This is a genomic window from Micromonospora sp. CB01531, assembly GCF_001905095.1.
GTDB lineage: Bacteria > Actinomycetota > Actinomycetes > Mycobacteriales > Micromonosporaceae > Micromonospora.
The window spans coordinates 14857-28853 of sequence record NZ_LWLS01000106.1 but is presented as its reverse complement, the minus strand read 5'-3'; the positions used below and the strand labels follow the sequence as shown (position 1 = coordinate 28853).

Genomic DNA, 13997 nt, shown 5'->3' with positions numbered 1-13997 from the left:
TCAGCTCAGCTCGGTCTTCAACCGGTGGCTGGTGTAGGGCTGGGACGCCCGCTCGAAGCAGGCGCCGGACACGCGGGACTCCACGGTGCGGACGTGGCGGAAGCCCTGCCGGCGGTAGTAGTCGTGCAGCCGCGGGTTGGTGGTCCAGGCGTCCAGCCGCAGCCACGTCAGGCCCGCCTCGTACGCCCGGCCGCTGGCCCAGTCCAGCATCTCGCCGCCCAGGTTCTCGCCGGCGTAGCAAAGCGGGATCATCATCTTCGCCGCGTACAGGGCGTCAGCCGGATCGTCCTCCGGGTACCACAGCGCCTCGGGGTCGCGGTCGGGCTTCCACAGGTTGTCGACGTCGACGTACGCGGTCAGGGTGATCGTGGCGATCGGGTCGTCGCCGTCCCAAACCATCCACGTCTGCCCGGCGGAGACGGTCGACGCCACGGCGGAGCGGGGCAGCGGGATTGACCACTGCTCTTCGCCCCGGGTGGCGAGCCAGGCGACGCGCTCGCGGCGCCAGCTCATGATGACTTCGACGTCGCTCATCCGGGCAGGCGTGATGATCATGATTCCTCTTCCTCCGGCCGGAACTTCGCGATGACCGCGGCGTCGCCGTGTGTGCTGACGATCCGGTTCCGGTCGCCAGCGAACGCGTTGATGGACACCCGGACGGGACGCCTCTCGGTGTAGCCGGTGCGGATGTGGAGCAGGACCGGTGTGCCGCGCTGCAAACCCAGCAAGGCCGTCTCCTCGGGGTTCGGCATCCGCGAGACGTACTCGTCGTAGTAGCCGGTCTGCAGGTACCCGCGTTCGGCGAGCAGCCGCGTGGTGCCCTGCGGGATGTCCTTCGGCGACAGCAGCTCGCGGACCTCGTTGGCCAGGTCCATGGGGTAGTACGTGTCCTGCAACGAGGACGGCTGACCGTTGATGAACCGGACACAGCGGCGCAGCACCGCCGCGGACTCCGGCTCGACGTGCAATCGCTCGGCCAGGTCGCGCGGGAGCACTTCGATCGTCAGCTGGAACTCCTGCGACGCCGTGTACCCCTGCTTCTCGACCTCGGAGCGCCAGGCGTCCGTCTCGCCGGTCGGGCCGGCCGGCATCTTTGCGCGGCGCATTTCGGCGCGGTGGGCGTGGAAGGTCAGCGTCACCTTCTCGCGCACGACCATGCCGCCGCTGCGTCCCGGGACCCGCTCGACAAGGCCCTCGTTGACGAGCACCGCCGTCGCGTCGCGGACGGTGTTGCGCGACGCCTCGTACTGCTCCTGGAGCTGCGGCTCGGTCGGGAGCCGGTCGCCCACGCGCAGTGCACCGGTGACGATCCGATGACGTAGATCGTCCGCGATCTTTCGGTACTTCGGCTGCGCCACGCTCACACCTTCCACCGTTTCGTACCAACCAATCTAGTCGGCGGTCTTGACTGTGTCTCATTCCACTGCAATGGTTGGTATGAATCCAACGTTACGCAACGTTGGGTGACGATCACCAGGGGGCAAGGGATGAGCACCTCGGCTGAGATGGCCCGGGAGATGGAGCGCGTCAACCACGCGCTTGAGGAAACCCGCATCCTTCTGGCCGGCCTGGACCAGGTCGACAGCGCCCGATGGCTGAGCCGCCCCGCCAACTCCCCGCTGCGCACGCTCGTTGAGCACGCCCGGGAATCGGCGGAGCGGGTCACCACGTACCTGCGGGATCAGCCCCGCACATAAGCCGGGTGCAGGTGGCCGTCTCGTCCCCCCAGGCGGCGGCCCCTGCACCCCACCGGCCGGGTGCGCGGTCGGTGCCGGGGAGGGCCCGGCCGCGCACCCACGGGAAGGAGGTGGCGCCCGTGGCGCGCATCAAGTGGTTTGTCCCCGCCAGTGCCGATGATCCGTACAACCCGTTCGGCGTGGCCGACTACGGGGCCACCCTCTACGGCCGTCACGACGGCTTCACCATGGCGACCTCGACCGGCGCCGACCCGCAGGAGGTCGCCGCCGCAAACCGGGCGATCTGGGAGGCCCAACCGGCGCCGATGCCGCCGGGACCCCTGGCCCGGCTGCTGCACCGCCACAGGACCTCGCGGTGACTGGCTCGCTGGCGCTGCCGGACCGCCAACCGCTGGAAGTGCCAGCCGGAACGCTTCTGCAACTCGCCGCCAACGACTGGACACCCGGCCGCGGTGACCTCCCCGTCGGGACCGATGTCGTCGTGGTGGTGTCCGGCCTACGCCCGGCCAACAGCCGGTGGACATGGGTCATCGGGCACCGGCCGCAGTGCGAGTACGCCACCACCGACGAACACCCGCCATGCGTCGAGCTACGGGTCCGCACGTCCGTCCTGTCCCGGCACAGGGCGCGGGCATGACCCGGCTGGACGAGCCGATCGGGCCGGGTGACCGCATCGCGACGGCTCTGCTGGTTGTCGAGGCCCACAAGGAAAACCGCCGGTGCCTCAACTGCCGCACGCCGGGCCCCTGCTCCATGGAGTGGTGGGCGCTGCAAGAGCTTGACCGGCAACCCGGCCTCCACCGCCTCCGTACCGACTCCCCATCTGACCAGACGACGTAACCCGAGAGAGGCCAGCCGCGGTGACCACACCCCCCGGCGCAGACGACCGCCCGACCGTGCACGTGCACACCGAGCCCATGCCCACCGCCGACCCCCACACGGTGCGGGGCGGCCCCCACCAGCCGATGCTGCTGGCCGACGAGTTCTTCATGCTCGCCCACGACGACCAGACCGGCCGGCCACGCCTGCACGACAGCGCGACCAACTACGGCCTGGCCGCCGCGCTGCTCGCCGAGCTGGGCGCCGCCGGCAGGATCCACTTCAACCGGGGACAACTGGTGGTCCAGGACCACCGACCACCGGAGGACTGGCTGCAACACATGGTCCTGGCCCGGCTGATCGCCGAGCCGCAGCACACCGCCACCCGCACCTGGCTGGCGTACCTGTCGGCGACCGCCCACGAGCAGGTAGCGACACGGCTGTGGCAGGGCGGGAAGGTCGTCCCGACGCAAAGCCGCCGGCTGTTCCGCACCACGACCATTCACGTCCCGACGGACATCAACGTGGCCGCCTGGTCGTGGGCCAGGCTGTCGCAGAAGCTGCGCCGCCACGAACACCTCAAACCGTTCGACCTCGCACTGGCCGGCATCGCCCGATCGGTCCGGCTGGATCAGTTCATCCTCGACGGCGCGCCGCTATCCGTGTCCGCGCATCTACGGCGGCTGCTGGAGGCCGCACCTCCGCCGATGCGTGACCTGCTCGCCGACCTCGACACGGCGATCGGCTCAGCCGTCCTCAGCCACCGCACCTGACCTCCAGGCACGGCTGCACCACCTGTCCACCCTCAACCCTCTTGGGAGAGCTTCCCCATGTCCCAATCGCACCCTGACACCGTGTCGGCTGTATTGGCACGCGGCCGGCTCGGGATACCCGCCGTCATCTTCTTCGTCGTGGCGGCCGCAGCCCCACTGACGGTGGTCGCCGGCGGCGCGACGACCGGGTACGCCGTCACCGGCGTGGTCGGCATCCCGGTGTCCTACCTCGTGGTCGCGGCGGTACTCGCCCTGTTCTCCGTCGGCTACGTCGCCATGAGCAGGCGCATCGTCAACGCCGGCGCGTTCTACGCCTTCGTCACCCGAGGCCTCGGCCGGCCGGCTGGCGTCGCCACGGCAATGATCGCCGTGGTGGCCTACAACGCCATGCAGATCGGCTTGTACGGCGGGTTCGGGGCGGTCCTGAGCCAGTACCTCAACGACCGCGGTTGGGACACCACCTGGTGGCTGTGCGCGCTCGCCGCGTGGGCAGCCGTCGCCGTCCTCGGGGTGCTGCGCATCGACCTCAACGGCAAGGTGCTGGCGTTCATGCTCATCGGCGAGTTCGTCGTTGCGCTGATCTACGACGTGGTGATGGTCAGCCACCCCGCCGACGGGATCAAGTTCGACACCCTCGCCCCCTCCCACATCCTGGCCACCGGGATCGGCGCCGCCCTGGTCACCGCGATCACCGGGTTCGTCGGGTTCGAGGGCACGGTCGTTTTCAGCGAGGAGACGAAGGACCCGAAGCGGACCGTGCCCCGCGCGACGTACATCGCGGTAGCGATTACCGGCCTGCTCTACGGGGCCTCAGCGTGGGCGATGTCCGTGGCCACCGGCCCGGACAAGATCGTGGAGGCCGCCAGCACCGACGGCACCGACCTGATCTTCAACCTGGTGTCCCCGCACCTCGGGTCCAGCTTCATCACCGTCGGCCGGGTCCTGTTCATCACCAGCCTGTTCGCGGCCCTGCTGTCGTTCCACCACACCGTTGCCCGGTACCTGTTCGCCCTCGGCCGTGAGCGGGTGCTCCCAGCGATGCTCGGGCGCACCAGCCTGCGGACCGGCGCTCCGAAGGCCGGGTCGATCGTGCAGAGCGTCGTGGCCCTGGGTGTCCTCGTCGGGTACGCGATCGCCGACGCGGACCCGATCGTGCACCTGTTCTTCTGGATCACGGTCACCGGAGGCTTGGGCGTCCTCGTCCTGATGACAGTCACCTCTGCCTCGGTGATCGCGTTCTTCGCCCGCACCGCCAACAGCGACGGGCCGTGGCGGACGAAGATCGCGCCCGTCCTCGCGACCCTCGCCCTCGGCGCGATCCTCACCGTCACCATCCAGCAGTTCGACACCCTCCTCGGCGTCGAATCGACGTCCCCGCTGAGGTGGGCGTTCCCGGCCGCATACGCCGTCGCCGCGCTGGTCGGCCTGATGTGGGCCGGCGTCCTGCGGTCCTCCCGACCCGCCGTCTACCGGGCGATCGGTCTCGGCGCGGAAAGCGCCACGGCACCGATCCGCACCCCCGATCCTGTCCGCCAGCCCGCATGAGGAGCCCTACCGTGACCGTGATCCGTACCGGCTTGGGAGTCCGCCGGGCCACGCCGCCCGACGCCCGCCAGCTGTTGCCCGTGCTGGTCGACGCGTTCCTTGACGGGCCCGTCGCCGACTGGCTGATCCCGAACCGCACCGAACGCCGCGTCGTCTACTACCGGTACTTCCGGATGATGCTGGACCTCGGGCTGCGGGACGGCCGGGTCGACACCACCACCAACCTGTCCGCGGTGGCGATCTGGTATCGGCGGGACGAGACCCCCGCCGCCGATCCGGCACTACAGGACCGGTTGGAGCAGGCCACCGGGAAGTACGCGCCGAAGTTCCAGCTGCTCGACGCGCTGTTCGAGGCGAAGCACCCACGCATGCCGCACGAGTACCTGGCGTACCTCGCCGTCGACCCCGAATGGCAGGGCCGTGGGGTCGGGTCGATGCTGCTCGACCACGCCCACAAAGCCCTCGACGCGAAGGGCCAGCCGGCGTACCTGGAGGCGTCCAACACCCGCAACCGGGACCTGTACCTGCGCCACGGCTACCAGGCCGGCCAGGCGATGCAGGCGTCGGCCGAAGCCCCGCCGATCTTCCCGATGTGGCGTGACGGAGGCGTCCCCAAGCCGACGCCTACGGTCATGCTGCCGCGCAGGGGATCGCTGTGAACGCCATCATGGCCACCCCATCACGCCGAGCCGTGCCGGCCGATGTCGCCGCCGTCACCGCGCTGCTGGTCGCCGCGCTCGAACGTGACCCGGTCGCCGAGTGGCTGGTGCCGGACCCGCAGGAGCGGACCACCGTCCTGCACCGGCTGCTCGCGGTCGACGTCGACCACGCAATCGAGACGGGCCGCGTCGACGTGACGCTGGACTGGTCGGCGGTCGCGCTGTGGCGGACGCACGACCTCGACGCAGACCGCTGGGTGCTCGGGGACCATCACCTGACGACGTTCGCGGGCCGGGCAGCGCCCCGGTTCGGCGAGCTGAACGCCGCGGTGCGCAGCTATCGGTCCGATGCGCCGCACCACTGGCTGTCCTGGCTGGCCGTGCAGCACGGCTACGGGTGGCCTGCCGCCGACGAACTGCTGCGTCGGCACCACCAGATGGTCGACCGGACCGGACTCCCGGTGTACGCGGTCGTCACGAACGAGGGCGCCCGCGACCTGCTGTGCCAGCACGGCTACCGGCCGGACCTTCCGCTGCACCTACCCAGCGGCCCGCGGATCTGGCCACTCCAACGCGGTGCGCGCCCCGTTCCCCCATCCACGCCGGCAACCGCCGGCTGACCATCTGACCACCGGCACCAGGGCCGCCTCAACGACGCGGCGGCCTTGGTGCCGGGCCGAGAGGAGCAGTCCATGCCGTCGCGGACACGGCCCAGCGCCGAGTGGACACTGGCATTCCTTGCGGACGTCGTGGCCGCAACACTCGAACGCGCCGCCGAACGCGGTCTTCACGCGGCAATCGGCGTCGTGGCGAAAGAAACCAGCCTGTCGCCGGCCACGGTCGCCGAGTGGGTGTCGCGCGCCAGAGCCGTGCAAGCCGCCCCAGTGCCGCCAGGCCTGCTGTTCTGCCACGACTGCGACCAGCCGATGATCCTGCTCCAGCTTCCTGGCTGCGAGCAGCAGTACCTGTGCCGTCCGTCGTGCGGCCGGGCACCTGTGTCCGCTGCTCTACTGCGCGACGTCATCGCCAAGGCCGTCCTTGACCACACCCCGCACCTCGTGCCGCGCGGCAAGACCGCCGACGCTGCCTCCTACGCCCTCGGCCCGGTCCAGCGGGTTGCCGTCGGCCGAACAGCCTCCGACTTGCACATCGCCTGGCGGTTGATTCCCCGTCAGCTCGCCAAGCCGACGCTGTCCATGGCGTCGCGCCTCGACTACGCCCGCCGCCAAGCCGACGCAGGCAACCCCGCAGCCGCGATCGAGGCCCTGCGTACCGGTCTGCTGCACAGTGACCCCGCCGGCGGGATCGCCCCGGATAGCGCCACCGCCAGGGCGGCCACCTTGCTGGCCGAACTCGCCGTCGCCGAGGGCGACCCCGAAGGCGTCGTGCCGTGGGCTGGCTGGGCGCACCGCTCCCTGAAGGCTCTGCTCGGCGTGACGTCCGCCGAGGCCCGCGACGCCCTCAAAGCCCTCGCCGCCGTACACCGCCGCGCGGGCAACCTCACCCTCGCCGCGAGCTGCTACAGCGACCTCATCCGGCAGAACACCGAAGCCGAAGGCCCCCGCGCCCTGCCCACCCTCGCCGCCCAAGCCACTCTCGCCCTGGTCCTCCACCAGGACGGCCAATGCCTGTCGGCCCGCCAACTACTCGCCCGTACCGTCGCAGCGCACCTCCACGCCCATCCGCACCACCGCGACGGGCCGCGCATGTCCCGCGCACTCGACCGCATGCGCAACACCTGCATCGAGAAGCGCCACAACCACGAGAGCACCAGCTCCGACTGAACGTTCCTCCGGTGACGCCCGCCGCCTCCCTCCAGCGGCCGGGCGCACGAGGGGCCCGGAAGGTGTGACCGTGCGCGATCCGCAAGGGGTAGCGGATCCCGCCACCCGAGGTCACCCTTCCGAGCCCTTCGACGGTTGCAGCCGGCGCCGTCCGTCTCATGCCGATGTGGTGTGCCGATGCGGCACCCACAGATACAGCCACGGCGGCCCAGCCCCGGCGACCGGTTCGAGCTCGTACGCCCCGTCAACGTCGGCGTCGAGTAGCTCGCCGCCGTACTCGACCCACAGCCACGACTGGTCGATCGTCTCCGGCGGCAGGCCATCGTCGTCGAGCGGCACCATGAGGTTTCGGCCGTCGACCGGACCCCCGACGGCTGGCACGTCGACGCGCTCCCACACCGTCCGATCGTCGGCCGCGCGCCGGTGTGACCGGGCCGTTTCACCGAAGATCGCGTAGCCGATCAGCGGTCACAGAGTGCTGCCAGCCCCTGCGCCTTCGAGTTCGTCGCGCCGGTAGTAGGTCGGTGAGTTCCGGCAGAGCTGACAGGCGAGGGCGATCGGTTTGCCTTCATTTGGGGGCAGATGCTTGCCGCAGCAGACGGGGGTTTCCTCCACGTCGGGCGCGTCACCCTGGTCCATCGTTGCTCCGAATCGACGCTCGCAGGCTCTTTCGGCCGTCCGATCACGGCGGCCGGCAGCGCTCCCGGCGGGTCAGACTCCGGCAGCCGAGGCAGACGTACCGACCGGCACGGACTCGACCCAATGATCTCGTTGTCCACTGCGGCCCGCATGATCTGCGCCAGCAGCCGGTACGCCTGCCGCACCTGGGAGGCGCTGAGCCGGTCGGACAGCTCACCCACCCACCGCGCCACCATGATCACGATCGCTGATGATTCCGTCTCGCCCTACTTCAGAACATCCGGTGCTCCGGTGTCTCACGAGATCCTGACAGAGAGAGCCACGGAAACGCTCCACGGCAAGCCGCTTGGACCGCTGACGGCACGCGTGATCGGGGCCTAGCCGCGGCGGAGTACGTACGGTCGGGGTGTGGAGGTGCTACTGCGGGGCGGCCCAGGTGATGGCCAGGTGGTGCCCGGCGGCGGGGAGACCGTCGTGTGGCGGGCCTGCCTGTACGAGATCACGCCCGAGTTCGGGCACCGACACGGGCGGGACCTACGGGTGTATCGGCACCGCCTCGACTGCTGCGAACCCTACGGCCGGGGCGCCGAGGACCGCTGTGAGTGATCTTGTTCGCAACCCAACCCCTCCCGGTTATCGAACATGCGTACGATCACCTCGTGCAGGAAGTGGTCCGACGCTGGTGGAACGGGGTCTGGGGGCGTTTGGCGCGCCGCGATGTGTGGCTGGTGCGCCAGAGCCGCTGGACGGTGGTGGCCCGCGCCGGCGACGCCGAGACGGGCAAGGTCCTGCGCTGGGAGTACGAGACGGAGGAAGAGGCCCTCGGCATGGTCGAGCGCCTGCTCCGCGCCGACACCGCTGGGCAATGGCGAGCGCAGGACGGGGCCCGGCCACCGGAGCGGACGCAAGATCGGCGGCTAGGTACAGCAGCTCCAGAATGACAATTATTGGTACAGACGGTTGTCGCCTAGCACCTCCGGTCAGTGTCGGGTGCCCCAAGCGGGCCCAGCCGCCTGCACAGACCCGCGAGTAAGCCGGCGTCACCTGGCCCGCGACGAGCCATACGGCCCGGGCACCGAAGAGCTGCAGCTACTGCTTCCCTCCGCTGGGCAGCGGTAGAGTTCCGCGTACCTCCGGTCTGTGATCCTTCCGGCGAGCGCTCGCTCGCCGACAACCTGTGACGGGAATCGAAGCGTAGTGACGACGACCACGACCGTGCACGACGTCATCAAGGCGATCCGCGACAGCTCGGCAAGCAATCGAGATCGTGGCACCCGCTTCGAGGAGCTGATGCTCCAGTACCTGAGCACTGACCCGCAGTGGACCGAACAGTTCAGCCGGGTGTGGATGTGGGCCGACTGGCCGGGAGCTGCAGACGACAAGCGGGACGTCGGCATCGACCTGGTCGCGCAGGACCGGGAGACGGGTGGTTACTGCGCCATCCAGTGCAAGTTCTACGAGCCGGACCACACGGTAGAAAAGGCGGATATCGACTCCTTCTTCACCGCCTCCGGCAAGGGCGGCTTCACCCGCCGTCTGATCATCTCGACGACCGACAAGTGGAACGTCCACGCCGAAGCGGCACTCGCCGATCAGCAGATTCCTGTCACGCGCATCGGGCTCGAGGAGATCGCGCAGAGCCCAGTGCAGTGGCACCTGCCCACCCTCGACCACCGAGTCGAGATGACGCTGCGCGCCAAGAAGTCGCCGCTCAAGCACCAGCGCGAGGCGATCGACGACGTCTTCGCCGGTTTCACCGAGCGCAACCGCGGCAAGCTGATTATGGCGTGCGGGACCGGTAAGACCTTCACCAGCCTGAAGATCGCCGAACGGCTACAGCGCGAGCGTGCCGTCACTGGGGAGACGGAGCACACCAATGTGCTCTTCCTGGTCCCCTCCATCGCCCTCCTGTCGCAGAGCCTGCGCGAATGGTCATACGAATCCGAGGTACCGCTGCGCGCGTTCGCCGTGTGCTCGGACACGAAGGTCGGCAAGCAGCGGGCCGCCATGGGCGACGACAACGACATGACCACGTACGACTTGGCCCTGCCCGCCAGCACGGACCCCGACCGGCTGATCGAGCAGATGGCCAGGGTTGAGGCGGAGCCAGGGCTGACCGTGGTCTTCTCCACCTACCAGTCCATCGGGACGGTGGCGGCGGCCCAGCGTAAGGGTTTGCCTCGGTTTGACCTGGTCCTGTGCGACGAGGCCCACCGTACGACCGGTGTCACGCTGGCCGGCCATGACGAGTCGTCGTTCGTCCGGGTTCACGACGACACCTTCCTCGGCGGCGACCGCCGCCTCTACATGACCGCAACCCCGCGGATCTATAACGAGGACACCAAGGCCGAGGCGAGGAACGCGGACGCGTTGCTGGCCTCGATGGACGACGAGGCCACGTACGGCCCCGAGTTCCACCGGCTGGGCTTTGGGCGAGCCGTCGAGCAGGGGCTGCTCACCGATTACAAGGTCCTCATCCTCACCGTGGACGAAGGCAGGGTCGCCAAGACGCTGCAGCAGGGTCTTGCCGGTGGGGACTCCGAACTGAGGCTTGACGACGCGGCGAAGATCATCGGCTGCTGGAACGCGATGGCCAAGCGTACCGGCACGTTCGCCGATGGCTCCCGGTTCGCCGAGGGCGAGGCGCCCATGAAACGGGCCGTCGCGTTCGCCCGTTCGATTGCCGACTCTACGGCGATCGCAAGGCGATTCAACGAGGTGGTCGACGCCTACGACGACGCCGACGACGAGGTGTTGCGCTGCGAGGTCGAGCACGTCGACGGCACATTCAATACGCTGCGGCGCAACAAGCTGTTGGACTGGTTGAAGCAGGACCCGGGCCCGGCCCAGGCCCGCATCCTGTCGAACGCCCGTTGCCTCTCCGAGGGCGTGGACGTGCCGAGCCTGGACGCCGTTCTCTTCCTCCACCCTCGCAACTCCGTGGTAGACGTCGTCCAGTCCGTCGGGCGGGTCATGCGCCTCGCCCCCGGCAAGAACTACGGCTACATCATCCTGCCGGTCGCCATCCCCGCCGGCATGGCCCCGGAGAAGGCGCTCGCCGACAACCAGCGCTTCAAGACGGTGTGGCAGGTCCTCCAAGCGCTGCGCGCCCACGACGACCGCTTCAACGCGACCGTCAACCAGATCGAGCTAAACAAGAACAAGCCCGACAACAAGATCGGCATCGGCAGCATCGGCCCGGGTGACGAGTCGGTCGGGGACCGCGACGGGTCGAGCGCAACCGACAGCGCCGAGGCGGCGAAGGCGAAGGAAGCCCAGAGCGCCAAGCACATCCAGGATGCACTCTTCGCCGTCACCGAGTGGCGCGAGGCAATCTACGCCCGCATCGTCGAGAAGGTCGGCCAGAGGCAGTACTGGGAAGACTGGGCCCGTGACATCGCTCAGATCGCCGACCGCCACGTCACCCGGATCAAGGCCGCCCTGACGCTGCCGGAGAAGCGAAGCGCCTTCGAGGAGTTCCTCGGCGAGCTACGCGTCAACATCAACCCCGGCGTCAGCGAGAGCGACGCCATCGACATGCTGGCCCAGCACATCGTCACCAAGCCGGTCTTCGACGCGCTGTTCAAGGACTACGGCTTCGCCGAGCACAACCCGGTTTCCAAGGCCATGCAGCGCATGCTCGACATCCTCGACGACCAGGGGCTTGACGCCGAGAGCAAGAAGCTCGACGAGTTCTACCAGTCGGTCCGGGTGCGCGCCGAGGGCATCGACAACCACGAGGGCCGCCAGCGCGTCATCGTTGAGCTGTACGACAAGTTCTTCAAGACTGCCCTGCCGAAGACCGCCGACGCCCTCGGCATCGTCTATACCCCGGTCGAGGTCGTCGACTTCATCATCCGCTCGACCGAACAGGCGTTGAACAAGCACTTCGGTCGCTCGCTGTCGGACGAGGGCGTCCAGATCATCGACCCGTTCGTCGGCACCGGTACCTTCCCGGTCCGCCTCCTCCAGTCCGGCTACATCAAGCCAGAAGACCTGCTCCGCAAGTACACGAGCGAACTGCACGCCAACGAGATCGTGCTCCTCGCCTACTACCTCGCCGCTGTCAACATCGAGGCCGCCTTCCATGACCTAGTTGGCGGCGCCTATCGCCCCTTCGAAGGAATCGTGCTCACCGACACCTTCCAGCTCGCAGAGGGCACTGCAAAGCTGGACGGGCTGGACGTCCTCGAAGGCAACAGCGAGCGCGCCAAGAAGCAACAGACGCAGAAGATCACGGTTGTCATCGGCAACCCGCCCTATTCCGTCGGTCAAGACAGCGTCAACGACAACAACCAGAACCTGAAGTACAAGGCTCTCGATGAACGGATAGAAACGACCTACGGAGCTCGCACGAATGCGACTTCGCGACGCACACTGTACGACTCGTACATCAGGGCGATCCGATGGGCGTCTGACCGCCTCGAAGATGAAGGTGTTGTCGCGTACGTCTCCAACGGCGGCTATATAGATGGAAATACCTACGACGGCCTGCGTAAGTCGCTGATTGACGAGTTCGACGCCATCTACTGCTACAACCTGCGAGGCAACCAGCGCACAAGCGGCGAGCAGTCGCGCAAAGAGGGCGGCAAGATCTTTGGATCGGGTAGTCGGAATACCGTCGCCATTCTGATCCTGATAAAAGGGGGCAAGGTTGCCGGAAAGAATCCCCACGGCTTGCTCCGTTACCGTGATATCGGCGATTATCTTACCCGCGAACAAAAGTTGGGAACTCTCGGCGCACAAGACCTCGGAACTGTCGAGTGGCACGAGCTTGTCCCCAACACTGAAGGGGACTGGATCAACCAACGCGACGACCGATTCGCGGCCTTCCAAGCGCTGGGCGATCGAGATAGCGCTGAGGGCTCCGAAGCCATCTTCGCCGCATACTCGCTCGGACTGGGAACAAACCGCGATGCATGGGTCTATAACTATTCGCAATCGCACCTGAGCACTAACGTCGCGTCCACGATCGACTTCTACAACAGCGAGGTGGGCCGGTTCGACGAGCATTGCAGGGCCAGAGGCATCACTCGACCACAGGCGGCGGATGCGGAGGCCTTTATCGATCGCAATCCCACGAAGATCAGCTGGTCGTCAAGCCTCATCCCTAAGGTCGCACGACGGAAGAATGTCGTGTTTGACCCAAGTCGAGTAGTCCCCAGCTCTTATCGCGCCTTCTGTCGCCAGCACCTTTATTTCGATCGGGATCTCAATCATCGCCAGGGCAAGCTCCCCCAAATGTTTCCGACGCCCAGGCACGAGAACTTCGGGTTTTATATAAACGGGTTCCATGCCACTGCCGAATTCGCCCTCCTGGCAGTGGATCTCATCCCATGCCTCGATCTCTTCGGAAAGGGTGGATACTTCTTTTCGCGTTACACGTTCGGGGAGTTCGACTCGGGAGACGGGCTTTTCGCCGCAGCAGACGTGGCGGTCGACTATGTGCGTATCGATAACATCACTGATGCCGCTCTCCTAAACTATCGTCGGCTCTACAGCGACCCGACGATCGACAAGGACGACATCTTCTGCTACACGTATGGCCTGCTGCACTCGCCCGAATACCGAGAAAGGTTCGCCGCAGACCTCAAGAAGTCCCTGCCACGAATACCGAAGGTGGTCGACTTCCGCGGCTTTGCCGAGGCCGGCCGACAACTTGCCGACCTCCACATTCACTACGAGCAGGTTCAGCCGTACCAAGGCGTTGTCGAGACAGTTGCTGGCGATGCATCTACTACTCCACTCGACGAGCTGTATCGAGTCGGCAAGATGAAGTTCGCCAGGGCCAAGGGCGTGGTGGACCGATCAACCATCCTTTACAACCATCGAGTAACGCTCAGCAACATCCCTGAGGAGGCGTACCGTTACCAGCTCGGTGCTCGGTCGGCCATCGAGTGGATCATTGACCGCTACCAGGTCAAGACGGACAAGGACTCGGGCATCGTCAACGACCCAAACGATTGGTCCGACGATCCGCGTTATGTGGTTGACCTGCTGAAACGAATCGTGACCGTCAGCCTGGAAACCATGAAGATCGTAGACGGGCTGCCTCCCTTGGACATCTTGGGATGACGCGTT

At 67.3% G+C, this 13997-nt stretch carries 15 protein-coding genes; 11 read left to right on the top strand and 4 right to left on the bottom strand.

Annotated features, from left to right (window positions below; translation table 11 throughout):
* Both A6A27_RS33025 and A6A27_RS33020 read right to left on the bottom strand, forming a co-directional pair.
* On the bottom strand, positions 1-555 hold the full coding sequence (locus tag A6A27_RS33025) for a GNAT family N-acetyltransferase (RefSeq protein WP_073838582.1): 555 nt from the start codon (positions 553-555) through the stop codon (positions 1-3).
* Positions 552-1358 carry a GntR family transcriptional regulator gene (locus A6A27_RS33020; protein WP_073838596.1) on the bottom strand — a complete coding sequence of 269 codons (807 nt, stop codon included), beginning with the start codon at positions 1356-1358 and terminating at the stop codon, positions 552-554. Before A6A27_RS33020 ends, A6A27_RS33025 begins: the two co-directional genes overlap by 4 nt.
* 129 nt (positions 1359-1487) lie before the next feature.
* On the opposite strand from A6A27_RS33020, the gene A6A27_RS33015 reads away from it, so the two are divergent.
* The 8 genes from A6A27_RS33015 to A6A27_RS32975 all read left to right on the top strand — a co-directional run bounded on the left by A6A27_RS33015 (position 1488) and on the right by A6A27_RS32975 (position 7277).
* Positions 1488-1697 carry a hypothetical protein gene (locus tag A6A27_RS33015; RefSeq protein ID WP_073838595.1) on the top strand — a complete coding sequence of 70 codons (210 nt, stop codon included), beginning with the start codon at positions 1488-1490 and terminating at the stop codon, positions 1695-1697.
* 119 nt (positions 1698-1816) lie between these two features.
* Positions 1817-2056: a hypothetical protein gene (locus tag A6A27_RS33010; RefSeq protein ID WP_073838581.1), complete on the top strand. Its 240-nt coding sequence runs from the start codon at positions 1817-1819 to the stop codon at positions 2054-2056.
* A complete protein-coding gene (locus A6A27_RS33005; RefSeq protein ID WP_241825567.1) occupies positions 2053-2334 on the top strand; it encodes a hypothetical protein in 282 nt (93 codons plus the stop codon). The genes A6A27_RS33010 and A6A27_RS33005 overlap by 4 nt, the downstream gene beginning before the upstream one ends.
* A gap of 223 nt (positions 2335-2557) precedes the next feature.
* On the top strand, positions 2558-3289 hold the full coding sequence (locus tag A6A27_RS32995; RefSeq protein ID WP_241825566.1) for a GOLPH3/VPS74 family protein: 732 nt from the start codon (positions 2558-2560) through the stop codon (positions 3287-3289).
* A gap of 57 nt (positions 3290-3346) precedes the next feature.
* Entirely contained in the window at positions 3347-4834 is a 1488-nt protein-coding gene (locus A6A27_RS32990; protein WP_073838579.1) for an APC family permease, read from the top strand.
* 11 nt (positions 4835-4845) lie between these two features.
* Positions 4846-5493 (top strand): GNAT family N-acetyltransferase, encoded by a 648-nt coding sequence (locus A6A27_RS32985; RefSeq protein ID WP_083673067.1) that lies wholly within the window; start codon positions 4846-4848, stop codon positions 5491-5493.
* Positions 5490-6113, top strand: coding sequence for a hypothetical protein (locus A6A27_RS32980; RefSeq protein WP_073838577.1), 624 nt, complete (start codon positions 5490-5492; stop codon positions 6111-6113). The genes A6A27_RS32985 and A6A27_RS32980 overlap by 4 nt, the downstream gene beginning before the upstream one ends.
* Positions 6114-6185: 72 nt before the next feature.
* Complete coding sequence (locus tag A6A27_RS32975; protein ID WP_073838576.1) at positions 6186-7277, top strand: tetratricopeptide repeat protein; 1092 nt, start codon at positions 6186-6188, stop codon at positions 7275-7277.
* Positions 7278-7433: 156 nt separating this feature from the next.
* On the opposite strand, the gene A6A27_RS32970 is transcribed toward A6A27_RS32975, so the two are convergent.
* Together A6A27_RS32970 and A6A27_RS44575 are read right to left on the bottom strand one after the other, a co-directional pair.
* Positions 7434-7676, bottom strand: a complete 243-nt coding sequence (locus tag A6A27_RS32970; protein ID WP_073838575.1) for a hypothetical protein — start codon at positions 7674-7676, stop codon at positions 7434-7436.
* 69 nt (positions 7677-7745) lie between these two features.
* A complete protein-coding gene (locus A6A27_RS44575) occupies positions 7746-7916 on the bottom strand; it encodes a hypothetical protein (protein ID WP_158074103.1) in 171 nt (56 codons plus the stop codon).
* A gap of 408 nt (positions 7917-8324) precedes the next feature.
* On the opposite strand from A6A27_RS44575, the gene A6A27_RS32960 reads away from it, so the two are divergent.
* The 3 genes from A6A27_RS32960 (at position 8325) to A6A27_RS32950 (ending at position 13991) form a co-directional block, all read left to right on the top strand.
* On the top strand, positions 8325-8522 hold the full coding sequence (locus tag A6A27_RS32960; protein ID WP_073838573.1) for a hypothetical protein: 198 nt from the start codon (positions 8325-8327) through the stop codon (positions 8520-8522).
* Between the two features lie 53 nt (positions 8523-8575).
* On the top strand, positions 8576-8857 hold the full coding sequence (locus A6A27_RS32955; RefSeq protein WP_073838592.1) for a hypothetical protein: 282 nt from the start codon (positions 8576-8578) through the stop codon (positions 8855-8857).
* A 256-nt stretch (positions 8858-9113) separates the two neighbouring features.
* Positions 9114-13991 carry a DEAD/DEAH box helicase gene (locus A6A27_RS32950; protein WP_073838572.1) on the top strand — a complete coding sequence of 1626 codons (4878 nt, stop codon included), beginning with the start codon at positions 9114-9116 and terminating at the stop codon, positions 13989-13991.
* Positions 13992-13997: the final 6 nt, after the last annotated feature.